The sequence below is a fragment of the Chromobacterium vaccinii genome, assembly GCF_001855275.1.
Lineage (GTDB): Bacteria > Pseudomonadota > Gammaproteobacteria > Burkholderiales > Chromobacteriaceae > Chromobacterium > Chromobacterium vaccinii.
Genome location: NZ_CP017707.1, coordinates 4891397 through 4913880 on the forward strand (window position 1 = coordinate 4891397; position 22484 = coordinate 4913880).

The window sequence follows — 22484 nt, forward strand, 5'->3', positions numbered from 1 at the left end:
CGGAGGGCGAGAGAGCGGCTTGTCGCAACGCTGTGGGTTCGGGTGGCCATCAGGAGTGAGGATGTCTAGTATTTCGAACTGATCTAGCTAGACGGGCTTCTTATCGGTCGGAGTCGACTTTCAACCGTTGTGCGGAAGTGGGCAACTATGGACCGGTTACCTGCCCTCAGTCGCTGATTGTGAACAATGGAAAGTTCGTTAGCAGCCCAAGACGAACTCAGGCATTAAAGCGACATTGCTAGGTTGAATTCTAGCGGCAGAAACTAGACGTTCAAAGCCACTGTCGTTGCCAATGTTTTCCAGCAAGGCTTGGTCTGGCGGGTTTATCCTAGATGCTCGCCCTCCTTGGAAAGCTGGTTCCATTCAATTTGGTGCCGGCGCCAGTGTTCGGAAATCGTCTGGGTAAAGTCCTCGCGTACCAACTTCGCTCGGCTCTTGCACCAACCATTTGAATCTTGGCGAATAATGATCCCTTCCAATGGTCCTGATCGGAAACGGCTGTGGTCGTACTGCAGCCGCGCTTTTAATAGTGGCAGCGTCTGATGACAACGCTCTAACTCCGGAACCGTGGAAAGCCCAATATTTTCTGCCAGCGCATTACGTCGCGCACTGCTCCAGAACTTATTCACCTGACGATCATAGACATCGAACAGCAAAAACCAGTCGGGTAGGTCGCTGTAGTCGAGCGAATGCCTGGCGGCACACCATTCTCCGAAGAGCATTAATGTTGGTTTTAAGGAAGAGGAGATTGCTTCGCTATGCTGGGCCAGCCAACCAGGCAGCCGGGAAAACTGGCCAGTGTACGGTTCGCACAGATATTGGCCACGATTCTGGGCACGTAACGAACCATCAGGAGCGAGAGATAGTCCGAGATTGGCCCCATCCAACTTCTCTTCCAGTACTACCTCTTCAGCCAGCAGCGCCTTTGCTTCCTCTGGGGAGAGTACCTTGTCGTGACGTGGCTCACCTGTTGCCAGCCAAGCAATATGCGGGGTGTGAGGGAAGCGGAAAAAGTCAGTCATTGGGTTTAATCAGGAAAGGGCGGCAAAGGTTTTGCCGGGAATTTTTTCTGGTAGAACTTTTTTGTATCAGCTTTGCATAGAAACTCGACCGAAAGCTTCTTCTTTTTCAAAGCAGGCCACCAATCCATCCACTTGCAATCTGCGGCCTGCCAAATGGGAGGTTTTTCTGGGTGTGCATGAGCAACAGCTGCAAATTTTCGATCTGGTGCATCAAAAATGACTTCCAGTCTTCGATCTGGAAATTCTTGGTAGTGGTTTTCCGAAATTTTAGTAATGTGTACTTGCTCGACATGTTGCCGGTTCGACTGGTTGCGTAGTAACCATTTCAGAAACACATCACCCACACCCTTTGGTTGATTCGGATGGGTTTTGTGCAGATATTCCGAAATGATGAGGAATGTATCATCAATGACGGTTATACCATCTTCCATGATCATGTTCAGCCGACGGACACATTCATCAACGCAAGCAGGTGAAGCGTCCTCGTGCGATTGATTGGCGACAAGCAGAACATTGGTATCGATGATGGCTTTCATCTGTCTGCTATCTCCTCGTTCTGGTTCATCAGGTGCTGCATTGCCGCTATAGTGCGTGCAGAAATATCGGCCATTTCATCGCCAAAGAAATTCTCTGGCCAGTTCTCAATCTCCCCTAATACGTTCAGGCGTAGTGGCTCCAACTCAGTGGCTGAACCAGCCCGACGACAGAAATAAACAGCCACGTCTTCAGGAGACACAGCGCCTTCAGCAACTCGACGTTGTAGTCGGTTTAGGAAGTGCTCGGAGTGGCTTTCAACGATTAGTTGAACATTGCGCTCTTTGCCGTTCTCACGGGCCTGAGTTGCAGAAATGAAGACATCCGCCAGTTCGGCTTGTACCTGTGGATGCAAGTGAATTTCTGGTTGCTCCATCCAGATGGTCGAGTTTGGAGGGCAATAGAAGGCTTGGACCAGTGCGGGTAATACCTGTGATACTCCAAAGCCTACATCTGTGATTTTTACTTCGCTGGAGGACGGGTGAACCTTGACCAGAACTTCGTATTCCTTCCGGCCTTCGGCTACTGGGTTAACCGAAAAACTGCTAATAATTCCCAAATCTTTCAGCCATTGGGCAATAAATTCGTCGAATCGGGACTGATGTTTTTTCGGTCCACGATTAAGTCTTCTATTTTGGGTGCTGGCTGCCAATATGGCTGCGATTGAAAACTCGCCTTTTTTTCCGACACTCTCTGGGGTTTCTCCTGACCAAGAATAAATGCGTTTTGGATGTTCGCGCAATGGTCCAAGGTAATAGACGCTACTTAACGCTGCTTCTGTGTGTAAGGCAAAATCAGAGAGGAAATCAGCATTTTGGAAACGGGCACGGCTTTGGTCGGAAATTCTATAAAATTTATCCGGTTCGTCCAGAGGCCAGCCGCGTCCCATATTTCGAACAAGCTTGTACTCGTCCGAGTGAATCTCAAGCTTGTTTTTCTCATCGCGTGCGTAGGCAACAGAGAGTGTGGTGGCATCTTCCTGACGTAGGCGATAGGCTAGATGGTTGACTCGAGGTTGCTCTTTTGCATCCGCCACAAGACTGACATCCAACTGCAATTCATCACCAACAAATTTTGTATGACTTAATGGGTCACGAACTTCTAGTTGTTTTCCAGGAACTTGCCATCCAAGCTCGAAGCTGAGCTCATTGTTTAGATCATGGTTGTGAAGGCATTCAGCAAAGGTGCCGAGGTCGATCAATGCGTTTTCATCCCCCAGATGGAGGGGGCGTTTACGATCGACGGACAGAACCGTTTGCTTCAGTGCGAGAAGCAAATGGCCTAAACTACTCTTGCCCGAGCTATTAACTCCAAAGATGACAGTAAGAGGGGCTAGCTGGATTGAGTCGGTGTCTTTCCAAGCCTTAAAGTTTTTGATGCGAAGTGACGTCAGCATCGTTGTGGCGCTCCATTTTTGGACTAGACCTAACGTAAGGCTGGCTGCTGGTCGCTGAGAAATTGGTGACTGAGCAGCAAGTCTTCGTTAGAGCTAGTATCAAGGACCAAACGCACATCATCACGTTGAAAAACACAATGTGGTGGCGTCGCGCAGTTGTGATGATGTACTGGAAGAAGGCATAGTGGCTTGATACGGTTCCCTTTGCAACAGCTAGACTGGGGATATGAGATTTTCATACATCTTCTTACCCTTGGGCGCGCTCCCTTTTAGGTGAATCGTACTGGTTTGAATAGATATATTCGCGGCGGCTTCCAACACTAAAGCCGCCAGTTTGGATCCCTTATTGGGAATGGCTGCTTAGGCCGACGAGCAGCCGCAGGGCACAGTTAATGGTGCGTCCGCCGTATTAGAGGCTGTCCAGTCATCTTCCAGAATCGCTGACAACCCAGGCTGCCAGAAATGAAAAAGCCCACGTTTCTATAAGCGCGGGCTTTGTCCGTAGCAAGCTGTGCCGTGGATCAGAACGGAATGTCGTCGTCCATGTCGTCCATGCGCGGAGCGGCTTTCGGCTCCTGGCGGCGCGGGGCGGCCGGGGCTTCCTGGCGCGGAGCCGGGGCGCTGTAGCCGTAACCGTCGTCCATGCCGCCACCCATGCCGCCGCCGGACGAAGCGCCCATTTCGCTCTTGCCGCCTTGCAGGCTCAGTTCGTTGACGCGCACGTCCGGGGAGACGCGCTTGTTGCCGTCCTTGTCCTGCCATTCGCGCAGGGTCAGTTGGCCGTACACGGTCACTTGTTGGCCTTTGGCCAGGTAGTTCTTCAGCGATTCACCGCGCTTGCCCCATACCTGGCAGCTGAACCAGTTGGTGCTCTTGCGCTCGCCGAAGCCGATGTCGCTGGCCACGCGGAACGACAGAACGGGCTCGCCGCTCGGGGTGTAGCGCAGTTCGGCGTCGGCGGCCAGGCGGCCGTCAAAGGTGATGCTGTTCATTCAATTCTCCGGATAAGTTCAAACTGCTTGGCCTGCGCCGCGAGCGAGGCCCGATTGGCGGCGCGTCTGCTTGCCGTTGCCCGCGCGGATGCGGCATTGCCGCAGCCCTCCATACTACCGCGAAGACGGATTTTCTGGCTGGGCGCTTGCACAAAGGCCAGCGGGCGGACTGGGTTTCGGGGCAGGTTTGGCGAATGGGCCGTATTATACACGCCAATCGGCTTTGCTTTGTTCCGGATGCGGCGCAAGCTGAAGTGTTTCCGCTTGGAACGATGCGCTTGGCCGCGCGCGGGGAACTGTATCGGTCCGCGGCGGTCTGTCATGGGTTTGTTGAAAGGATGATGACATGATGAAGAACACAATAGTATCGATGCTGGTTGCCGTGAGCGTGGCCGGTTTGTCTGGTTGCGCCAACATGAGCGACACCCAGAAGGGCGTGGGCGGCGGCGCTGCCATCGGTGCCGGCGTGGGCGCGGCGATCGGCGCGTTGACCGCGGGCGGCCACGGCGGACGCAGCGCGGCTACCGGCGCGGCGATTGGCGGCCTGCTGGGCGCGGGCGGCGGCTATCTGTGGTCGCAGCACATGCAGAAGCAGAAGGAAGCGATGGAGCAGGCGACCAAGGGCACCGGCATCGGCGTGAGCCAGACCGCCGACAACCGCCTGAAGCTCAACATCCCCGCCGACGCCTCCTTCGATACCGGCAGCTACGCGCTGAAGCCCAGCCTGAAGCCGGTGCTGGACAAGCTGGCCGCCACGCTGCAGCAAAACCCGGTGACCTCGGTCAACATCATCGGCCACACCGACAACACCGGCAGCGACGCGATCAACAACCCGCTGTCGGTCAACCGCGCCAAGGCGACGCAAAGCTACATCGCGTCGCGCGGCGTGGACATCAACCGCATCGGCGTGGACGGCCGCGGCTCGCGCGAACCGGTGGCCGACAACGGCACCGTGTCCGGCCGCGCGATGAACCGCCGCGTGGAGATCTTCGTGGCCGAACCGGCGCAGCCGCAGAAGTAAGCGCGGACGGCGAAACGAAACAAGGGCGGCTCCCGATCGGGTGGCCGCCCTTGTCGCATTCAGGCTGGAGGAGGTTAGAACGTGGCGTCTATCAAGCGCCGTACCTCGGCCTCGTCCCATTGCTGTTGCGATACCTTCAGGTAGGCGACGCGGTCGGCCAGCACCACGGCGGCCTCGTGCACGCCGGCCACTCCGGCCAGCTCGCGCGACAGCGCCTCGGCGTCGCCCTGCCACGATTCGCCGATATGCAGCATCACCGAGCGCACCGCCTTGGGCGGCTGCATGCCCAGCGACCAGATCAGCCACGACAGCATCAGCAGGGTGGTGAAGCCGAACACGCCGGCCGGGCCGTAATGGCTGTACAGCCAGCCGCCAGCGGCCGCGCCCAGGAACAGGCCGAATGACTGCGAGGTGTTGTAGACGCCGATGGCGGTGCCTTTGGCATCGGCCGGGGCGATCTTGGAGATCAGCGACGGCAGCGTAGCCTCCAGGATGTTGAAGGCGATGAAGTACAGGGACAGCCAGCCGACGATCTGCCAGAAGCTGTCCAGCGCCAGCGCCATGCCCAGCTGTGCGGCGGTCATCAGCGCGATGGCGCCGACGAACACCGGCTTCAGCCGCGCTTTCTTTTCGCCGTAGATGATGGCCGGCACCATCAGGATGAAGCCGATCACCGTCACCGGCAGATACACCTGCCAGTGCTGGGACTTGTCCAGGTGCGCGGTCTTGATCAGCGCGAAGGGCACGGTGACGAACATCGCCATCTGCGCCGCGTGCAGCGCGAAGATGCCGTAGTTGAGCCGCAGCAGCTGGCCGTCCTTCATCACCGCCGGCAGCCGCTTGGCGTTGGCCTCGGTGTCGGAGTGGAAGCGGGATTGCGCCGGGTCCGGAATGACCAGCCACACGCCGATCAACGCGGCCAGCGACAGGAAGCCGGTGAGGGCGAAGATGCCGTTGACGCCGATGTACTTGGCCAGCAGCGGGCCTAGCACCAGGCTGGCCGCGAAAGTGGTGCCGATGGACATGCCTATCATCGCCATCGCCTTGGTGCGGTTTTCTTCGCGGGTGAGGTCGGCCAGCAGCGCGGTGATGGCGGCGGAGATGGCGCCGGCGCCCTGGATCACGCGGCCCACGGTCAGGGTGGCGATGTCGTGCGCGCCGGCGGCGACGAAGCTGCCGATGGCGAACAACAGCAGGCCGCCGTAAATCACCTTCTTGCGGCCGATGCGGTCGGACAGCATGCCCAGCGGCAGCTGCAGGATGGCCTGGGTCAGGCCGTAGCTGCCCAGCGCGATGCCGATCAGCGTGTGGTTGTCGGCGCCTTGCAGGGTTTTGGCGTAGATCGCGAAGACGGGCAGAATCAGGAACATGCCCAGCATGCGCAGGGCGTAGATACCGGCCAGCCCCAGGCTGGCCCGCAATTCAGTGGCATTCATGCGGTGAGATTTCGGTTTTGCGTATCTGGGTTTTAACGACCGCGCCGCGCAAACGGATGACGCGTTTGCACGGTCATTGCACGGACAAGTGGAGCCGTCCCGGCCAAGTCGGGTATATTAACAGGTTCCCTGACGACGGTGAGTAACAGCTTCTTATGGACAGCATCCGCATCCGTGGCGCCCGCACCCACAATTTGAAGAACGTCAACCTGGACTTGCCGCGCAACCAGTTGATCGTGATTACCGGCTTGTCCGGCTCCGGAAAGTCCTCGCTGGCCTTTGACACGCTGTACGCCGAAGGCCAGCGCCGCTACGTGGAGAGCCTGTCGGCCTACGCGCGGCAGTTCCTGCAATTGATGGAAAAGCCGGACGTAGACCTGATCGAGGGCCTGTCGCCGGCGATCTCCATCGAGCAGAAGGCCACCAGCCACAACCCGCGCTCGACCGTCGGCACCGTCACCGAAATCCACGACTACCTGCGCCTGTTGTTCGCCCGCGTCGGCGATCCGCATTGCCCGGAGCACAACGTGCCGCTGTCCAGCCAGACCGTCAGCCAGATGGTGGATCACGTGCTGGCGCTGCCGGAAGAAACGCGGATGATGATCCTGGCGCCGGTCATCGTCGGCCGCAAGGGCGAAAACCTGGATCTGTTCGACGACCTGCGCGCGCAGGGCTTCGTCCGCGTGCGGGTGGACGGCGAGGTGTACGAGCTGGACGCGGTGCCCAAGCTCGACAAGAACAAGAAGCACACCGTCGAGGTGGTGATAGACCGCCTCAAGGTGCGCGCCGACATGCAGCAGCGGCTGGCGGAGAGCTTCGAGACCGCGCTGCGCCACGCCGAGGGCCGCGCCATCGCCGTGGAAATGGATGGCGGCAAGGAGCACTGGTTCTCCGCCAAATTCGCCTGCCCGGTATGCAGCTACAGCCTGCCGGAACTGGAGCCGCGGCTGTTCTCGTTCAACAACCCGATGGGAGCCTGCCCCAAGTGCGACGGCCTGGGCGAGATCACCTTTTTCGATCCCAAGCGCGTGGTCGCGCATCCAGAGCTTTCCCTCGCTTCCGGCGCGATCAAGGGCTGGGACAAGCGCAACCAGTTCTACTACCAGATGCTGCTGGCGCTGGGCGAGCACTACGCTTTCTCGGTCAATGACTTGGCCTTCGACGACTTGCCGGAGAAGGTCAAGCACGTGGTGCTGCACGGCTCCGGCCGCGACAGCATCGAATTCAGCTACATGTCGGAGAAGGGCACCAAGTTCACCCGCGCCCATCCGTTCGAGGGCATCATCCCCAATCTGGAGCGCCGCTACCGCGAAACCGACTCGATGGCGGTGCGCGAGGAGCTGGCCAAGTATCAGAACAACCAGGCCTGCCCGCACTGCAGCGGTTCCCGGCTGCGGCTGGAGGCGCGCCACGTGTTCATCGGCACGCGCACGCTGCATGAGATCAACCAACTGCCGCTGAAGGAAACGGCGGACTTCTTCGAGGGATTGGAATTCACCGGCCAGAAACAGGCGGTGGCGGAGAAGATCGTCAAGGAAATCCGCGAGCGGGTGTCCTTCCTCAACAACGTGGGCCTGGATTACCTGAACCTGTCCCGCTCCGCCGACACCCTGTCCGGCGGCGAGGCGCAGCGCATCCGGCTGGCCAGCCAGATCGGCTCCGGCCTGACCGGCGTGATGTACGTGCTGGATGAGCCGTCCATCGGCCTGCACCAGCGCGACAACGACCGCCTGCTGGGCACGCTGAAGCGCCTGCGCGATCTGGGCAACAGCGTGATCGTGGTGGAGCATGACGAAGACGCGATCCGCGAGGCCGACTACCTGGTGGACATGGGACCCGGCGCCGGCGAGCACGGCGGCGAAGTGCTGGTTGCCGGCACGCCGGCCGACGTGGCGGCCAGCGAGAATTCTGTCACCGGCGCCTTCCTGTCCGGCCGCCGTAAGATCGCGCTGCCGGGCGGCCGCCGCGAGCTCTCCGAGGAGCGCATGCTGCAGCTGATCGGCGCCACCGGCAACAACCTGAAGGACGTGACGCTGAACCTGCCGCTGGGCGGCCTGGTGTGCATCACCGGCGTGTCCGGCTCCGGCAAGTCCACGCTGATCAACGACACGCTGTACAAGATCGCCGCGCGCGATCTGAACGGCGCCGGCGAGGAGCCGTCGCCGTACCGCGAGATCAAGGGCCTGGACCAGCTGGACAAGGTGATCAACGTCGACCAGAGCCCGATCGGCCGCACGCCGCGCTCCAACCCGGCCACCTACACCGGCCTGTTCACGCCGATACGCGAGCTGTTCTCCGGCGTGCCGCTGGCGCGCGAGCGCGGCTACGGTCCGGGCCGCTTCTCGTTCAACGTCAAGGGCGGCCGCTGCGAGGCCTGCCAGGGCGACGGCGTGATCAAGGTGGAGATGCACTTCCTGCCGGACATCTACGTGCCCTGCGACGTCTGCCACGGCAAGCGCTACAACCGCGAGACGCTGGAAGTGCAGTACAAGGGCAAGAGCATCCAGGAAGTGCTGGAGATGACGGTGGAGCAGGCGCTGGAGTTCTTCGCCGTGGTGCCGCCGGTGGCCAGGAAGCTGAAAACGCTGATGGACGTCGGTCTCGGCTACATCCGCCTGGGCCAGAGCGCCACCACGCTGTCCGGCGGCGAGGCGCAGCGGGTGAAGCTGGGCCTGGAACTCTCCAAGCGCGACACCGGCCGAACCCTGTATATTCTGGACGAACCGACCACCGGCCTGCATTTCCACGACATCGACCTGTTGCTGCAGGTGCTGCACCGCCTGCGCGAGAGCGGCAACACGGTGGTGGTGATCGAGCACAATCTGGACGTGGTGAAAACCGCGGACTGGCTGATCGACCTGGGGCCGGAAGGCGGCGCCGGCGGCGGCCAGATCATCGCCAGCGGCACGCCGGAACAAGTGGCGGCCAATCCGGTCAGCCATACCGGACGCTATCTGGCGCCGCTGTTGGAACGAGACAAGAAATAAAACCAAGGCGCCGGCTTGTCCGGCGGCAAACCACAGCACATCAAGAGGTAGGCATGCTGAGCTTAGGCAAGATCGATCACATCCACATCCGCGTCAAGGACGTGGCCGTCGCGCTGAAATGGTACCAGCGGGTGCTGGGCATGGTTCCCGACGCGCGCTACAAGACCGACGGCGAGCACAACAACGCCATGCTGGCCAACGCCAGCGGCAATGTGCGCCTGGCCATCAGCGAGGACGCGGACGCGGCGCCGTCCGACGCCCAGGGCGCGGTCGCCTTCGTGGTGAGCGGCCAGGAGTTCGTCGAGTGGATAGACCAGCTGGCCGGCGAGCGCGTCACCAATCGCGAAGGCCAGACCATCGCCCGCGATTCGGTGCACGACCACCGCTTCTTCTGCGCGCTGTCCTTCGTCGATCCGTTCGGCAATCCGTACGAGATCGTCAGCTACGACCACACCTGGCTGGTCGGCAAGCTGAAGCTGGGCGGCCAGTTGGCCGTTTGATCCGAGTCGTTCAAGACACCCGCCGCGAGCGGGTGTTTTTTCATTGGAGCAGGCCATGGCGCACTATCTGGTCGATAACCCTTCCCCGGAGCAGGTGGCGGCGCTGCCGGGACTGACGCTGCTGGAGTTCGGCGTGGACTGGTGCCCGCATTGCCAGGGCGCGCAGCCGCTGCTGGCGCAATATCTGTCCGCGCATCCGCGACTGCGCCATCTGGCGGTGGAAGACGGCAAGGGCAGGCGGCTGGGGCGGCTGTACGGCGTCAAGCTGTGGCCCAGCTTCATCCTGCTGCGCGACGGCGTCGAGATCGGCCGCGCGGTCCGGCCGCAGAGCCTGGACGATCTGGAGGCGCTGCCGGCTGGCGCGTAAACGGTTTTGACGCCGGCTTTGCGCGGATGGCCTCCGCTTTTAGCCGGTTTTTAAGCGTATTTGGATATCTTGCATGTCCGTCCCGCCATAGGGCGTCGCAAGGGGCGATGCCCGGCCTGGGCATGGTCTGGAGATATCCATGTTTGAAAAAGGCAAAAGCTACACCCGCGAGGAAATCCGCGCGGAGGTCGGCGGCAACAAGCATTCCTTCCTGCCGCGCCACAAGGGCAGGGTGGTGGCCGCCTGCCTGCGTCCGGATCTGAACCCGGACGCGCCCGAAGTGATCCTGTGCAATTCCTGCCCGCCGGAGCGCGCGGCCGGCGAGCAGCTGGCCAGCCAGGGCGGGGCGATCCCGGTATTCCTGAAACAGGGCGCGGACAGCTGGACATACCAGGGCCTGTTCCGCGTGGCGGACAGCGAGACCCATCCGGACGTTTGCGCGCCGCATGCCGCGCGCAGCGCCTGGACCCGGGGTCAGATCAAGCGGGTGTTGAGGATGGCGAAGCAGGGCTAGCGCCGGCAGGCCGGCGCGGCTTGTCGGGACGGATCGGATGCTTTGGGCGTTCGATCCGCCGCCAGGCTCAGGCTTGCGGCTTGGCGCCCAGCCGCCACAGGCTGGTGATTTCGGCCCGGCGCGCCGCGCTCAGGCCGTCGGTCTGCTCCACCGCTTTCTTGTGGCTGGGTTTGATGTCCAGCCTGCCCAGCACGGCGAGGCCGGCCTGGTCTATCCATTGCAGCAGTTGCTCGCGCGAGCGCAGGCCCAGGTGTTCGGCCAGGTCGGACAGGATCAGCCAGCCTTCGCCGCCGGGCAGCAGGTGCGCCGCCAGGCCGTCCAGGTAGCCGCGCAGCATGGCGCTGTCCGGGTCGTAGACCGCGTATTCGATCGCGGAGCTGGGTTTGGCCGGCAGCCAGGGCGGGTTGCATATCGCCAGCTGCGCCCGCCCTTCCGGGAACAGATCGGCGCGCCGCAACTCCACCTGGCCGTCCAGCCGCAGGCGTTGCAGATTGTCGGCGGCGCAGGCGAGGGCGCGCTCGTCCTGGTCGGTGGCGACGACGCGGGCCACGCCGCGCTTGGCCAGCAGCGCCGCCAGCACGCCGCTGCCGGTGCCGATGTCGAAGGCCAGCTCGGCGCCCGGCAGCGGGGCGTCGGCCGCCAGGTCGACGTATTCGCCGCGAATCGGCGCGAACACGCCGTAGTGCGGATGGATGCGCGCGTCCAGCGCCTTCACTTCCACGCCTTTCTTGCGCCATTCGTGCGCGCCGATCAGGCCCAGCAGCTCGCGCAGCGACACCAGCGACGCTTCGCCGCCCTCGCCGTAGGCTTCCCGGCAGGCCTGGCGCAAGTCGGGCGCGCGGCGCAGCGGGATGGCGTAGTCGGCGTCCAGCGGCAGCACCAGCCGTGACAGGATCTGCGCGCGGCGTCCCTGGGCCTGGCGGTGCAGGTGGAACGATTCCAGCGGCGTGGCGCCGGTTTTGGCGCCCTTGCGGTCCACGCGCCGCGCCAATGCCTGCAGCAGCTGGCGGGCGTTCTGGTAGTCGCCGCGCCACAGCAGGGTGCCGCCTTCGCAGGCCAGCTTGTAGGCGGCGTCGGCGGACAGGCTGTCGTCGGCGATCACGATGCGCTTGGGCGGCGGCAGGCCGGCTTCGGAGCGCCAGCGGGCGCTGCGCTCGGCGCCGTCTTCCTGCCAGTGGGCGATGGGGTGCGCTGGGGCGGCGGGCTGCGGAGTCTGGGTCATGTCGTGCGTCGGATAAGGTTGGCCAAGGGCGGAGCCGCGTCTGCGCAGGGCCAATGGGCTGCGACTCGCCGCGAGGCGGCGGGCTTTGGAGTGCGGGACTGCGGGGAAGGGCTGAATGGTAAACGCAACGGGGCCATCCGTCATCTGGAAAACGCGCCGGTCCGCGCGGGCGGTCCGGCGCGGCGAGGGGGCTTATTTCAGCTTGATGCCCCAGTTGTCTTCCACGCAGCGCTGGTAGTTGCCGGCCTGCAGCGCGCTGTACGGCGTCTGGTAGCTGACCAGCTGGCACTGGTAGTCGTGCTGCCACTGCCAGTCTTTTTCCCAGTAGATGTTGTAGGCGGCGGAGCTGGCAGAGGTGAAGCGCTGCATATTGGCGCAGGACAGCTGTTCGTTGCCGTAGTCCCAGCCCAGATCGTGGGCGAACTGCTTGTAGTAGTCGATGCGGTTCTGCGCGGCCTGGCGCTCGGTGCCGCCGCCGCATTCGCCGTTGATGATCTGGATGGTGGTGGCGAAGTTGTTGCCGGCGCCGGCGGCTTTGTCGGCGGCGTTGGGCACCCAGGTGCCATCGAGAACGTGCAGCATGGAGGGCTTGGGCGGCTGCGGATAGACGAAGAAGAAGGTGGCGGAGGCGAGGTTGAGCCAGGTGCTGGCCACCAGGTCCGGGTTTTGCAGCAGCACCGATTGGTCGCCGTTGTTCATCGCCTGCGAGAAGGGGCCGTAGTTGTAGTTGTACGACAGCTGCTTGGCGCCGCGGCCATAGTATTTCTTCCAGCTGCCGTCCGCGTTCTTGCCGCAGGTCCACACCTTGTTGAACACCGGGTCGTTGCACTCGGTGTTGTAGCCGCAGGCGCTGCCGCTGTCGGTGCAGCCCATCTCGCGCAGGTAGGCCAGGCCCTGGCGCCATTGCGGCACGGTGTCGCTGGCGTCGTGATTGCCGGTTTCCTGGCCGAAGTGGGCGAACATGGTGGCCAGGCTGTGGCGGCAGATGGCGTCGGCGTCGCGGCCGTCGCTGTAGTCGTCGCAGACGCCGGGGAATTTGGCTATGGACTGCAGAAAACGGGTGTAGGTGTAGCTGGGATCGCGGCGGCTGAAGTAGTAATCCCATTTGGCAGACGGCAGCAACCGCTCGACGCGGCGCACATTGGCCGGGTTGGCGGCGCGGCCGGGGGCCACTTGTTCAACCTGGTCATTGGGCAGGGTGCGGATGGACGCCTTCACTTTGCGGAAGAAGTCGTTGTTGGTGAGGTCGGCTTCATGTTGCAGCGCTTGCTGCAGGGTGGGAATGGGCGGCGCGGCGTCATCCAGCTTGCGCAAGGTTCCGCCGACATGGGCGACCCACGATCCCTTGGGGTTGGCGCCCGGGGCTTCGCCGCGGGTGGGCCATTTGGCCTGCCAGTCGCGGCCCTGCCATTGGACGGTCTGGCCTTTTTGATAGGCTGCGCCGGCGTTCCATGGGGCGGCGAGCGCGGAGCCTGTCAGCAGCGACAGGACAAGGGATGCGAATAATTTCATATCGGTTCCTCGATGGTGGGGCATGCCGGATGGCACGTAATACCACTATGGAACCAATATGAAGTATGTCAAATGCAAATCAATGCCGCTAGTTCAATCCGCAGAGGAAGCGCCAAGCGGCGAGGGGCCAGAGCCGAGGCTGGCCGATGCGGAGCGCACAGGGCCGAAAAAACGGCCGCAGGCGCTCAGCGGCGGTGGTGCGACGGACGCGGGCCGGCGCCGGGGTTGGCGGTCGGGTGGCGGAAGTTGATGCGGCCTTTGGTCAGATCGTACGGAGACATTTCCACGGTGACGCGGTCGCCCAGCAGCACGCGGATGCGGTGCATCTTCATCTTGCCGGAGCCGTAGGCCAGGATCTCCATATTGTTGTCCAGTCTCACGCGAAAGCGCGACTCGGGCAGCATTTCGATGACGACGCCTTCCAGTTCGATCATGTCTTCCTTGGACATAGCGTTTCCTTTCTCATACGGTAATGAAATGGCTTCGCGCGGCTGTCGGTTCGACTGCCGCGGCGAGGCGTTTTAGCTTCAGTTCGGTGACCTTGCGGGATGGGCGCGAGACGGGCCCAAGAGGCGAGGCTAAGCGTCGGGCCGCGCAGGGCTCGACAGCTGAAATCCAGAGGCAAGCTGGTATTGTACCGCCAAGCGGGCAGACTGGTCAGCTGTTTTGTTCTCATCGCGGAAAAAAGCGCTCAGCCGGCGCTCGCCTGCTGCTCGCAGGCCAGTTGGCCGACGCGCACCAGCGCGGCCAGGTAGCGTTCGTCCAGCGGGTAGCAGCAGGACAACCGCATCGCGTTGCGGTAGCGGCCGCCGGGCGAACTGAGAGGGCCGGGGATCAGGCTGATCTTCTCGGCCATCGCGGCGTGGAACAGCGCCACGCTGTCGCAGCCTTCGGGCAGTTCCAGCCAGATCAGGAAGCCGCCTTGCGGCTGGGTGGCGCGGGTGCCGGCCGGAAAGTGGCGGGCGATCAGGCCGCGCACTTTTTCCACGTGGGCGGCGTAGCGGCGCTTGAGTGTGCGCAGATGGTGGTCGTAGCCGCCGGACTCCAGGAACGCGCCCAGGGTCTCGGCCAGCACCGCCGGTTGCGCCACCGACGAGGCGAACTTCAGCTTGCGCAGCGCCGCGCCGAAGCGGCCGCCTTCCATCCAGCCGATGCGGAAATCCGGCGCCAGCGTCTTGGTGTAGCTGGCGCAAACGATGATCCAGCCGTCGTTGTCGAAAGACTTCACCGCCGGCGCCAGCGTGTCGGAAAACTGCAGCTCGGCGTACAGCGCGTCCTCGATCAGCGGCACCTTGTGCTGGTTGACCAGCCGCGCCAGCCGTTTCTTGTTCTCCAGCGGCATGCAGCATCCCAGCGGATTGTGGACGTTGGGCATGGCCACCAGCGCCTGGATGCGCCCCTCGGCCAGCAGCACTTCCACCGCGTCTATCGACAGCCCGGTCTGCGGGTCGGTGGGAATCTCCACCGCCTTCAGCCCCAGGCTGGCCAATAGCGGCAGCAGATTGAAGTAGGTGGGCGATTCCAGGCCCACCGCGTCGCCGTGGCGGGTGACCGCGCGCAGCGCCAGCTGCAGCGCCTCCATGCAGCCATGGGTGAGGATGATGTCGTCTGGTTGCAGCGTCATGCCCAGGTCCATGCCGCGGCGGGCGATCTGCGTGCGCAGCTTCTCCGGGCCGGGCGGCAGCGCGTAGGTGCTGACCATGCCGGGCTGGCGGCGCAGGATCTGGCCCATCAGCCGCGCCAGCTTGTTGCCGGGGTAGAAATCGCCGCCGCGCGGGCAGGCCAAGGCCAGATCGATGAAGCCCTCTGTCTGTTGCGCCTGCAGCACGGTGCCGATCAGGTCCAGCACCGCGTGCTTGGTCGGCGAGGCCGGGCTGCTCTGGGTGCCGGCCTGCCTGGCCGGCGACGGCAGCCGCGCACGCACGTAATAGCCGGATTGCGGCCGCGCCTCGATCAGGCCGCGGTCTTCCAGCACGCGGTAGGCGCTGACCACGGTGTTGAGGCTAAGCTGGCGGTTGTGCGCGGTGCGCCTCACCGACGGCAGCCGCGACCCCGGCGGCAGCGTGCCGCGGCTGATCGCCAGCGACAGGTCGTCTGCCAACTGCTGGTAAAGGGTGGAAGCGCTGTTCTGCATCGACGGCTTTCGGCGGGGGAGTAGTACAACGCTCATCATAGTGGATGGTGACAGTTGCTGAAAAGATCAATCTGTAACCAGATCAATAATGGATTTTTGAATCTGTATCCATGAGGACGGTCCGCATAGCATGTCGAGGTGGGCAAGGGCTTGTCGCCGCTTGCCGTTTCGCCGGAGAACCGCCATGCCAGAATTCGCCTTGCTGTCCTATGTCGCCCTGATGTCCATCACCCCGGGCCCCAACAATCTGATGCTGGCCTCGTCCGGCGTCAATTTCGGCTTCCGCCGCACCGTGCCGCACATGCTGGGCATCAGCCTGGGCTGCGCGCTGCAGGTATTCATCGTCGCGATGCTGCTGGCGCAGATGCTGGGCTGGCTCAGCGCCTGGCGGCTGCCGCTGGCGGTGGCCGGCTGCGTCTACCTGTTGTGGCTGTCGTGGCAGATCGCCCGTTCCGGCCAGCCGGAAGCGCGCGAGCAGGCGCGGCCGCTCGGCTTCGTCGGCGCGGCCTTGTTCCAGTGGCTGAACCCCAAGGCCTGGGTGATGGTGCTGAACGCGTCCATCCTGTTCATGCCGGCAGGCGAAGGCGGCCGCTGGCTGGCGGCCTCGCTGCTGGCGCTGGCCTTCGCGGTGGTCAATCTGCCCTGCATCAGCGTGTGGGCCTGGGGAGGCGAAAAGCTGCGGCGCTGGCTGGCCGCGCCGCGCGCCTTGCTGGTTTACAACCTGACGATGGGCGCGTTGATGGCCGTCACCGCGGTGTGGCTGCTCTACGACGAACTGACGCCGGCGCTTGCCCAGATGGCATGATGTCCTTTTTTGGCAGGCGCTTGTCCGCTCGCGGCCTTATTTCCTGGCGCGATCCGCCTTACGATGCTGTCCATATCCACACCGCCGGGAGAGGCGAAATGAAAAAGACCGCATTGCTGGTGATCGATGTTCAGGAATCCTTCCGCCACCGTCCGTTCTGGACCGAGCAAGACCTGCCGGCCTATCGGAAAGCGCAGCAGGCGCTGATCGCCGGCGCCCAGGCGCGCGGCGTGCCGGTGATCAACATCCTGCACGAAGCGGGCGCGGATGGCCCGTTTTCCGCCGTTTCAGGCCTGGTGCGGCCGCTGGACTGGATGACGCACCAGCCTGCGGCTACCTTCGTCAAGCACGTGCACAACGCGCTGACCGATTCCGGCCTGCAGAGCTGGCTGATCAAGCATGGCATCCAGAAGCTGGTCATTTCCGGCATTCGCACCGAACAGTGCTGCGAAACCACTACCCGGGTGGCGTCCGACCTGGGTTACGAGGTGGATTTCGTCACCGAGGCGACGCTGACCTTCCCGATGACCCATGCCGGCAGCGGCGTCGTTTATAGCGCCGCCGACATCCGCGCCCGCACCGAGCTGGTGCTGGCCGGGCGCTTCGCCGCCATCGTCACGGTGGAGGAGGCTTTGAGGCGGATGGCGGACTGATGATTGGTCGGCCCGCGCGGGCGGCGAACTTTGCATGAAAGCCGCCGGCGCTTGCCGCTTGACGCTGGCATGTCATAAGGTGTCGTCATTGGATTTGTCTGAATAAGGAGAAAGCATGCCGCAACATGTAGCGGACATTCCGCCCGACGGCCTGCCGGCCTATCGGTTGCTGACGGGGCCGGACGACTCCGCCTTCTGCAAGCGGGTCAGCGAAGCGCTGGCGCTGGGCTACCGGCTGCACGGCTCGCCGGCGGCAGCTTTCAACGGCGAGCGGGTGATCGTCGCGCAGGCGGTGCTGTGGCCGGGGAGCGACCATGCCGCTGGCTGACGTGGCGCAGGCGCTGGCCATCGTGCTGGTCTGGGGCGTGAATTTCGTGGTGATCAAATGGGGCGTGGCCGGCGTGCCGCCGTTGCTGCTGGGCGCGCTGCGCTTCACGCTGGTGGCGCTGCCGGCGGTATTCATCGTCAAGCGGCCGGCGCTGCCGTGGCGTTACCTGGCGCTGTACGGGCTGACGGTGGGGGTGGGGCAGTTCGGCTGTCTGTTCACCGCGATCAAGCTTGGCATGCCGGCCGGCCTCGCCTCGGTGGTGCTGCAGTCGCAAGCTTTCTTCACCTTGTTGCTGGCCCGGGTCTTCCTGGGCGAGCGCTGGCAGGCCAGCCAATTGGCGGGGCTGGCGCTGGCCTTGGGCGGCCTGGCGCTGATAGGCATGGGCAAGGGCGGCAATATGACGGCGCTTGGCTTCGGCCTGACCATCGCCGCGGCCACCAGTTGGGCGGCATCCAACATCGTGGTGCGCGCGATCGGCCGCGACGGCTTCAAAGTGGAGCCGCTGGGGCTGGTGATCTGGTCCAGCCTGGCGCCGCCTATTCCTTTCTTGCTGCTGTCGTGGCAGCTGGAAGGCGGCGAACGCATCGCGGCGGCGCTGCGCGGCTTCGACGGACAGTCGCTGTTCGCCGTCGCCTACCTGGCCTTTGTCGCCACCATGTTCGGCTATGGCTTGTGGAGCCGCCTGCTGGCGCGGCATGCGGCGGCCAAGGTGGCGCCGTTCTCCCTGCTGGTGCCGGTGGTGGGGCTGCTGGCTTCGCACTGGCTGCTGGGCGAGAGCCTGACCGCCCCGCAACTGGCCGGCAGCGGGCTGCTGATGGCCGGATTGCTGGCGACGGTGTTCGGCGGCAGGCTGCTGGCCTTGGCCGCTTCCTGGAGAACCAGCCGTGCGTGACGTTTATTTCGTGCTGTCGCCCAACGTCTTGCTGCTGGATCTGGCCGGGCCGGCCGACGCCCTCCGCCTGGCGGGGCTGCGGGGCGCGGATTTTCGTCTGCATTACGTCGGCGCGTCGGAAGCGGTGGATACTTCGCTGGGCCTGCCGCTGGGCGGCCTGGCGCCGTTGCCGGACCAGCTGCCGGAGGGAGCGGTGGTGGTGGCGCCGGGCTCGACGCCGTCCATCGAGGCCTATGCCCGGCCGGAAGCGAGGCGCATCGTCGCCTGGCTGGCCGAGCGCCGGCGCCAGCCGGGCGTCCGCTGGGCCGGCGTCTGCTCCGGCAGCCTGCTGCTGGCGGAGGCCGGGGTGTTCGACGGCCGCGCCTGCACCAGCCACCATACGCTGCTGGAGCGGCTGCGCGCGCTGGCGCCGGCGGCCCGGGTGCAGGAGAACCGAGTGTTCGTCGCCGATGGCCCGTGCTACAGCAGCGCCGGCATCACCGCCGGCATCGATCTGGCGCTGCATCTGATCGCCGATTTGGCCGACCCCGCGATCGCCCGCGCGGTGGCGCGCGAGATGGTGGTGTATTTCCGCCGCTCGCCGCAGGACCCGGAGCTGTCGCCATGGCTGGCCTGGCGCAACCATCTGCACCCGGCGCTGCACCGGGCCCAGGACTTGATCTGCGCCGACCCGGTGCGGGACTGGCCGCTGGACGAGCTGGCCGCCAAGGTCCACGTCAGCGCGCGCCACCTGTCCCGGCTGTTTCGCGATCAGGCCGGCGTTTCAGCGCACGATTACCACCGAGCATTGCGGCTGGCGCTGGCCCAGCAGTGGCGCTCGGCCGGCCTGGGCAAGGAGAAGGCGGCGCTGTCGGCCGGTTTTTCCTCGGCCAGACAGATGAGCCGGGCCGCCGCCGCGCATGACTGAGAGGCCGCGCATGCCGTCCGCTTCTCAAGTTTCATCAGTTATTGCCGATGTTTCAGGTTGACGAGCTCCGGGAATGGTTCATACCATTCCATCAACACCTATCGGTAATTGCCATGAATACAGTCCGTCGTACGTCTCGCCTCGCCTTGTTCGCCCTGGTGGCCGGTTTGACCGCCTGCGCCACGCCCGCCCCGCAGACATCCGCGATGTCCGCGCCGATGCCGATGAAGGAGAGCGGCTCGGTGCCGTCGGGCGTCGGCTATGTAGGCTCCGGCGACGAGACGGCCAGCGGCGAGGAGGTGAGGGTGGTGGTCAAGGAGGTCAATCCCTTCCAGCCCATCGTCGTCCGCGTGACCGGCTCCGGCGCCGCGCCCTACACCAACAGCCTGACGCCGTCTCAGCGCAAGCTGCTGGCGATGCGCGCCGCCCGGCTGGACGCCTTCCGAGCGATCGCGGAACAGGTGCAGGGCATGAAGCTGGTCGGCAACAGCTCGGTGTCCAATATGATCGCCAACAGCGACAGCTTCCGCACCTATGTGGACGCCTACCTGCGCGGCGTCACCATCGTTTCCACCGTGATGAAGCCGGACGGCACCAGCGAGGCGGTGGCCGAGATCACGCTGGACCAGGAGTTCTACAAGCAATTCCGCCACTCCATGGAAAAGACCGGCAGCGTGATGCAGGCGTCCAAGGAAACCGGCGCCGCCGGCGCCCTCTGTCCGGAAGCCAACTGCGGCGCCACCAAGATCGTGCCGGCCCCGGCGGCCGCGCCGGCGCCCGCCGTCATGACCGTTTCGCCAGCCCGCTACAGCAACAATTTCTACGTGACCCAGTAATGACGCGAATCGCTATCCGCGCCGCCGCTCTTGCGGCGGCATTTGTTTTGTCGGGCCCGTCGCAAGCGGAAATCCTGACCGCCGAGGGCGTGGCGCCGCTGGACAACGGGCCGGTCGCCGCGCGGGAGATGGCGATGCAGGACGCGTTGAAGCTGCTCTCCATCCGGCAGGGCGCGCGCATCGAGTCGACGCAGCTGGTCGATGCCGGCCGGCAGGGCGAATCCAGCACGCTGAGGGCCTTGTCCCCGGTGCAGGGCGCGGTGCGGGTCGTCAACGAATACGCGCAGGGCAAGCTTTACCACGTCAAGGTCGAGGTGGACACCGGCCAGGCCAAGGCCGCGCAGGCTCCCGCGGCGGAGCGGCGCGGAGACCCGTCCTGCCAAATGCCGGTGGGCCGGTCGCTGAAGCGCAAGCTGGTGACCACGTATTTCGACGTCGCGCATCCTGCCGACGCGTCCGATATGCCTGACCTGGCCACAGCGCTGCCGACTGAGTTGGCGCGCAGGCTGGCGCACAACAGCATGCTGGTGGTGAAGGACGCCAATACCGTTTCGGTGCTGGCCGACAGCCGCGTTTCCGAACCGGATGCCGGCTGGCAGGCCGCCAGCCAGCTGGGGCAGCGGGAAAACGTGCAGTTCGTGGTGGCGGGCCGGGTGCTGTCCACATCGGTGATGGACAAGGGCATGCGCAGGTCTCTGTTCGAATCCAACAATACCAGCCAGCAAGGGGCGTTCTACAACGGCCCCTTCGCCGGCATGTTCGGCGGCGGCGTCAAGTATGTGCCCACGCAGCGGCAGTTCGATCTGGAATTCTGGATATACGACGGGCTGACCGGTTCGCTGATAGCCAAGGATAGGGTCAGCGGCATGGTGAGCTCGAAAGGGCCGGTGATTCCGACCATGCCGCAGCCCTTCGCCTCTGTCGCGTTCTGGCAGAGCGACTACGGCAAGCAGGTGGATAGGTGGCTGGATAATGTGTCGGACCGCATCGAAAGCGTGATTTCCTGCATCCCGTTCTCCGCCCGCGTGGTAAGGCTGGAAGGCAAGCGCGTTTACATCAACGCCGGCCTGCTGGACGGCATGGCGGTGGGCGACAAGCTGCTGCTGTACAAGCGCTCGAGCGGGCAGCCGCTGCGCGACCTGATTTCGGGCCGGGAGCTGGGCATGCCGGAGAGCCTGAACGGCGACGTGACGCTGACCCAGGTGCAGCCCAATTTCTCGATAGGCGTGGCGCAGGGCGGCGCCCGCGTGGCGGAGGGGGATTACGTCCGCTTCGGAACGGCGCGCTGATGGCGGGTTTTTCTGCTCAAAGTTCCACTGTTTGCAATTTATTTTTGTATTGATAAGTATTATCAACTGGTGTTACGGTGCTCCCCGCACTTCGCTTTTCGTCTCAATCGAACAGGGGAAACACCTTGAAACAGCAACTGATGTTGGCCGCCGCGCTGGCGGCCGTGGCCGGCCCCGCGCTGGCCGAGGATGTGGTGGTCTACAGCGCGCGCGGCGAGCAACTGCTCAAGCCCATCGTCGAAGCCTACAAGAAGGAGACCGGCGTCAACGTCAAGCTGGTGTCAGACAAGGAAGGCCCGCTGATGGAGCGTCTGCGCGCCGAGGGCCGCAACAGCCCGGCCGACCTGCTGCTGACGGTGGATGCCGGCAATCTGTGGCAGGCCGAGCGCATGGGGCTGCTGAAGGCGGTCAATTCGCCGGTGCTGGACGCCAACATTCCGGCCCACCTGCGCGATCCGGCCAAGCAGTGGTACGGCCTGTCCATCCGCGCTCGCACCATTTTCTACAACACCCAGAAGGTGAAGCCGTCCCAGCTGTCCAGCTATGCCGATCTGGCCGATCCCAAGTGGAAAGGCAAGCTCTGCCTGCGCACCTCCAAGAAGGTGTACAACCAGTCGCTGGTGGGCATGATGCTGGCCGAGATGGGGCCGGCCAAGACCGAGCAGGTGGTCAAGGGCTGGGTGGGCAATCTGGCCGCCGCGCCGTTCCCCGACGACACCAAGATGCTGGAGGCCATCGCCGCCGGCCAGTGCGAGGTGGGCATCGCCAACACCTACTACTATGGCCGGATGATGGAAAAGTCGCCGAAGCTGCCGGTCGGCATCTTCTGGGCCGACCAGGCCGGCAAGGGCGCCCATGTCAATATTTCCGGCGCCGGCGTCACCCGCCATGCCCGGAACGAGAAGGGCGCGGTGAAATTCCTGGAGTGGCTGAGCTCGGAGAAGGCGCAGAACATGTTCGCCGACGTCAATCTGGAATTCCCGGTCAATCCCAAGGTGAAGCCCGACGCCCGTGTGGCGGCCTGGGGCGATTTCAAGCACAACTACATTAACGTCTCCAATGCCGGTGCCCGGCAGGCCGAGGCGGTCAAGCTGATGGACCGCGCCGGCTACAAGTAAGCCGCCGCGATTCGTGTTG

The 22484-nt window shown here is 63.8% G+C and carries 22 protein-coding genes; 13 read left to right on the forward strand and 9 right to left on the reverse strand.

Translation table 11 applies throughout. From position 1 onward, the window contains the following. Positions 1-323 precede the first annotated feature (323 nt). From BKX93_RS24270 to BKX93_RS22615, 4 genes are all read right to left on the reverse strand, one after another. Positions 324-1022: an RNA ligase family protein gene (locus tag BKX93_RS24270; RefSeq protein ID WP_083340641.1), complete on the reverse strand. Its 699-nt coding sequence runs from the start codon at positions 1020-1022 to the stop codon at positions 324-326. A gap of 5 nt (positions 1023-1027) precedes the next feature. Further along, complete coding sequence (locus tag BKX93_RS24275) at positions 1028-1558, reverse strand: hypothetical protein (RefSeq protein WP_083340642.1); 531 nt, start codon at positions 1556-1558, stop codon at positions 1028-1030. Then, entirely contained in the window at positions 1555-2952 is a 1398-nt protein-coding gene (locus BKX93_RS24280; protein ID WP_083340643.1) for a DUF3696 domain-containing protein, read from the reverse strand. The genes BKX93_RS24275 and BKX93_RS24280 overlap by 4 nt, the downstream gene beginning before the upstream one ends. Positions 2953-3473: 521 nt before the next feature. Further along, positions 3474-3944, reverse strand: a complete 471-nt coding sequence (locus tag BKX93_RS22615) for a single-stranded DNA-binding protein (protein ID WP_046159161.1) — start codon at positions 3942-3944, stop codon at positions 3474-3476. A 346-nt stretch (positions 3945-4290) separates the two neighbouring features. Between BKX93_RS22615 and BKX93_RS22620 the strand changes: the two genes are divergently transcribed. Next, positions 4291-4965 (forward strand): YiaD family glycine zipper/OmpA-like lipoprotein, encoded by a 675-nt coding sequence (locus BKX93_RS22620; RefSeq protein ID WP_244887204.1) that lies wholly within the window; start codon positions 4291-4293, stop codon positions 4963-4965. A 74-nt stretch (positions 4966-5039) separates the two neighbouring features. Here BKX93_RS22620 and BKX93_RS22625 read toward each other — a convergent pair whose 3' ends face one another. Further along, positions 5040-6401, reverse strand: coding sequence for an MFS transporter (locus BKX93_RS22625; RefSeq protein ID WP_070981495.1), 1362 nt, complete (start codon positions 6399-6401; stop codon positions 5040-5042). A gap of 155 nt (positions 6402-6556) precedes the next feature. Between BKX93_RS22625 and uvrA the strand changes: the two genes are divergently transcribed. From uvrA to BKX93_RS22645, 4 genes are all read left to right on the forward strand, one after another. Beyond that, positions 6557-9388, forward strand: a complete 2832-nt coding sequence (gene uvrA / locus BKX93_RS22630) for an excinuclease ABC subunit UvrA (RefSeq protein WP_070981497.1) — start codon at positions 6557-6559, stop codon at positions 9386-9388. Between the two features lie 53 nt (positions 9389-9441). Next, positions 9442-9888, forward strand: coding sequence for a VOC family protein (locus BKX93_RS22635; RefSeq protein WP_046155876.1), 447 nt, complete (start codon positions 9442-9444; stop codon positions 9886-9888). A gap of 55 nt (positions 9889-9943) precedes the next feature. After that, positions 9944-10255, forward strand: a complete 312-nt coding sequence (locus BKX93_RS22640) for a thioredoxin family protein (protein WP_070981499.1) — start codon at positions 9944-9946, stop codon at positions 10253-10255. 139 nt (positions 10256-10394) lie between these two features. After that, positions 10395-10769: a hypothetical protein gene (locus BKX93_RS22645; protein WP_046155878.1), complete on the forward strand. Its 375-nt coding sequence runs from the start codon at positions 10395-10397 to the stop codon at positions 10767-10769. A gap of 67 nt (positions 10770-10836) precedes the next feature. On the opposite strand, the gene BKX93_RS22650 is transcribed toward BKX93_RS22645, so the two are convergent. The 4 genes from BKX93_RS22650 to BKX93_RS22665 all read right to left on the reverse strand — a co-directional run bounded on the left by BKX93_RS22650 (position 10837) and on the right by BKX93_RS22665 (position 15637). Further along, on the reverse strand, positions 10837-11991 hold the full coding sequence (locus BKX93_RS22650; RefSeq protein WP_070981501.1) for a methyltransferase: 1155 nt from the start codon (positions 11989-11991) through the stop codon (positions 10837-10839). A 192-nt stretch (positions 11992-12183) separates the two neighbouring features. Further along, positions 12184-13503, reverse strand: a complete 1320-nt coding sequence (locus BKX93_RS22655; protein WP_083340644.1) for a glycoside hydrolase family 19 protein — start codon at positions 13501-13503, stop codon at positions 12184-12186. Between the two features lie 185 nt (positions 13504-13688). Beyond that, positions 13689-13952, reverse strand: coding sequence for a translation initiation factor IF-1 (gene infA / locus BKX93_RS22660; protein WP_021478917.1), 264 nt, complete (start codon positions 13950-13952; stop codon positions 13689-13691). Between the two features lie 242 nt (positions 13953-14194). Continuing rightward, on the reverse strand, positions 14195-15637 hold the full coding sequence (locus BKX93_RS22665) for an aminotransferase-like domain-containing protein (RefSeq protein WP_046167986.1): 1443 nt from the start codon (positions 15635-15637) through the stop codon (positions 14195-14197). A 184-nt stretch (positions 15638-15821) separates the two neighbouring features. On the opposite strand from BKX93_RS22665, the gene BKX93_RS22670 reads away from it, so the two are divergent. The 8 genes from BKX93_RS22670 to BKX93_RS22705 all read left to right on the forward strand — a co-directional run bounded on the left by BKX93_RS22670 (position 15822) and on the right by BKX93_RS22705 (position 22465). Further along, positions 15822-16442 carry a LysE family translocator gene (locus tag BKX93_RS22670; RefSeq protein ID WP_046155881.1) on the forward strand — a complete coding sequence of 207 codons (621 nt, stop codon included), beginning with the start codon at positions 15822-15824 and terminating at the stop codon, positions 16440-16442. Between the two features lie 98 nt (positions 16443-16540). Beyond that, positions 16541-17095: an isochorismatase family protein gene (locus tag BKX93_RS22675; RefSeq protein ID WP_070981503.1), complete on the forward strand. Its 555-nt coding sequence runs from the start codon at positions 16541-16543 to the stop codon at positions 17093-17095. 115 nt (positions 17096-17210) lie between these two features. After that, the gene (locus BKX93_RS22680; protein ID WP_046167983.1) at positions 17211-17423 is read left to right on the forward strand and encodes a DUF1737 domain-containing protein; all 213 of its coding nucleotides are present in this window, start codon (positions 17211-17213) and stop codon (positions 17421-17423) included. Continuing rightward, positions 17410-18315 (forward strand): EamA family transporter, encoded by a 906-nt coding sequence (locus tag BKX93_RS22685; RefSeq protein WP_070981505.1) that lies wholly within the window; start codon positions 17410-17412, stop codon positions 18313-18315. The genes BKX93_RS22680 and BKX93_RS22685 overlap by 14 nt, the downstream gene beginning before the upstream one ends. Beyond that, positions 18308-19222: a GlxA family transcriptional regulator gene (locus BKX93_RS22690; RefSeq protein WP_070981507.1), complete on the forward strand. Its 915-nt coding sequence runs from the start codon at positions 18308-18310 to the stop codon at positions 19220-19222. The genes BKX93_RS22685 and BKX93_RS22690 overlap by 8 nt, the downstream gene beginning before the upstream one ends. A 113-nt stretch (positions 19223-19335) precedes the next feature. Beyond that, the gene (locus BKX93_RS22695) at positions 19336-20058 is read left to right on the forward strand and encodes an LPP20 family lipoprotein (protein WP_046167980.1); all 723 of its coding nucleotides are present in this window, start codon (positions 19336-19338) and stop codon (positions 20056-20058) included. Next, positions 20058-21347 carry a flagellar assembly protein T N-terminal domain-containing protein gene (locus BKX93_RS22700; RefSeq protein WP_070981509.1) on the forward strand — a complete coding sequence of 430 codons (1290 nt, stop codon included), beginning with the start codon at positions 20058-20060 and terminating at the stop codon, positions 21345-21347. The genes BKX93_RS22695 and BKX93_RS22700 overlap by 1 nt, the downstream gene beginning before the upstream one ends. 125 nt (positions 21348-21472) lie before the next feature. Further along, positions 21473-22465 carry an extracellular solute-binding protein gene (locus BKX93_RS22705; RefSeq protein ID WP_046155888.1) on the forward strand — a complete coding sequence of 331 codons (993 nt, stop codon included), beginning with the start codon at positions 21473-21475 and terminating at the stop codon, positions 22463-22465. Positions 22466-22484 lie beyond the last annotated feature (19 nt).

Excerpts from the sequence above, each read along its gene's own strand:
- BKX93_RS22665 (WP_046167986.1), bottom strand. The coding sequence starts at position 15,637 with ATGCAGAACAGCGCTTCCACCCTTTACCAGCAGTTGGCAGACGACCTG.
- BKX93_RS22695 (WP_046167980.1), top strand. The coding sequence starts at position 19,336 with ATGAATACAGTCCGTCGTACGTCTCGCCTCGCCTTGTTCGCCCTGGTG.
- BKX93_RS24280 (WP_083340643.1), bottom strand. The coding sequence starts at position 2,952 with ATGCTGACGTCACTTCGCATCAAAAACTTTAAGGCTTGGAAAGACACC.
- BKX93_RS22680 (WP_046167983.1), top strand. The coding sequence starts at position 17,211 with ATGCCGCAACATGTAGCGGACATTCCGCCCGACGGCCTGCCGGCCTAT.
- BKX93_RS24275 (WP_083340642.1), bottom strand. The coding sequence starts at position 1,558 with ATGAAAGCCATCATCGATACCAATGTTCTGCTTGTCGCCAATCAATCG.
- BKX93_RS22615 (WP_046159161.1), bottom strand. The coding sequence starts at position 3,944 with ATGAACAGCATCACCTTTGACGGCCGCCTGGCCGCCGACGCCGAACTG.
- BKX93_RS22655 (WP_083340644.1), bottom strand. The coding sequence starts at position 13,503 with ATGAAATTATTCGCATCCCTTGTCCTGTCGCTGCTGACAGGCTCCGCG.
- BKX93_RS22675 (WP_070981503.1), top strand. The coding sequence starts at position 16,541 with ATGAAAAAGACCGCATTGCTGGTGATCGATGTTCAGGAATCCTTCCGC.
- BKX93_RS22700 (WP_070981509.1), top strand. The coding sequence starts at position 20,058 with ATGACGCGAATCGCTATCCGCGCCGCCGCTCTTGCGGCGGCATTTGTT.
- BKX93_RS22620 (WP_244887204.1), top strand. The coding sequence starts at position 4,291 with ATGATGAAGAACACAATAGTATCGATGCTGGTTGCCGTGAGCGTGGCC.
- BKX93_RS22640 (WP_070981499.1), top strand. The coding sequence starts at position 9,944 with ATGGCGCACTATCTGGTCGATAACCCTTCCCCGGAGCAGGTGGCGGCG.
- BKX93_RS22635 (WP_046155876.1), top strand. The coding sequence starts at position 9,442 with ATGCTGAGCTTAGGCAAGATCGATCACATCCACATCCGCGTCAAGGAC.
- BKX93_RS22685 (WP_070981505.1), top strand. The coding sequence starts at position 17,410 with ATGCCGCTGGCTGACGTGGCGCAGGCGCTGGCCATCGTGCTGGTCTGG.
- BKX93_RS22650 (WP_070981501.1), bottom strand. The coding sequence starts at position 11,991 with ATGACCCAGACTCCGCAGCCCGCCGCCCCAGCGCACCCCATCGCCCAC.
- infA (WP_021478917.1), bottom strand. The coding sequence starts at position 13,952 with ATGTCCAAGGAAGACATGATCGAACTGGAAGGCGTCGTCATCGAAATG.
- uvrA (WP_070981497.1), top strand. The coding sequence starts at position 6,557 with ATGGACAGCATCCGCATCCGTGGCGCCCGCACCCACAATTTGAAGAAC.
- BKX93_RS22645 (WP_046155878.1), top strand. The coding sequence starts at position 10,395 with ATGTTTGAAAAAGGCAAAAGCTACACCCGCGAGGAAATCCGCGCGGAG.
- BKX93_RS22625 (WP_070981495.1), bottom strand. The coding sequence starts at position 6,401 with ATGAATGCCACTGAATTGCGGGCCAGCCTGGGGCTGGCCGGTATCTAC.
- BKX93_RS24270 (WP_083340641.1), bottom strand. The coding sequence starts at position 1,022 with ATGACTGACTTTTTCCGCTTCCCTCACACCCCGCATATTGCTTGGCTG.
- BKX93_RS22670 (WP_046155881.1), top strand. The coding sequence starts at position 15,822 with ATGCCAGAATTCGCCTTGCTGTCCTATGTCGCCCTGATGTCCATCACC.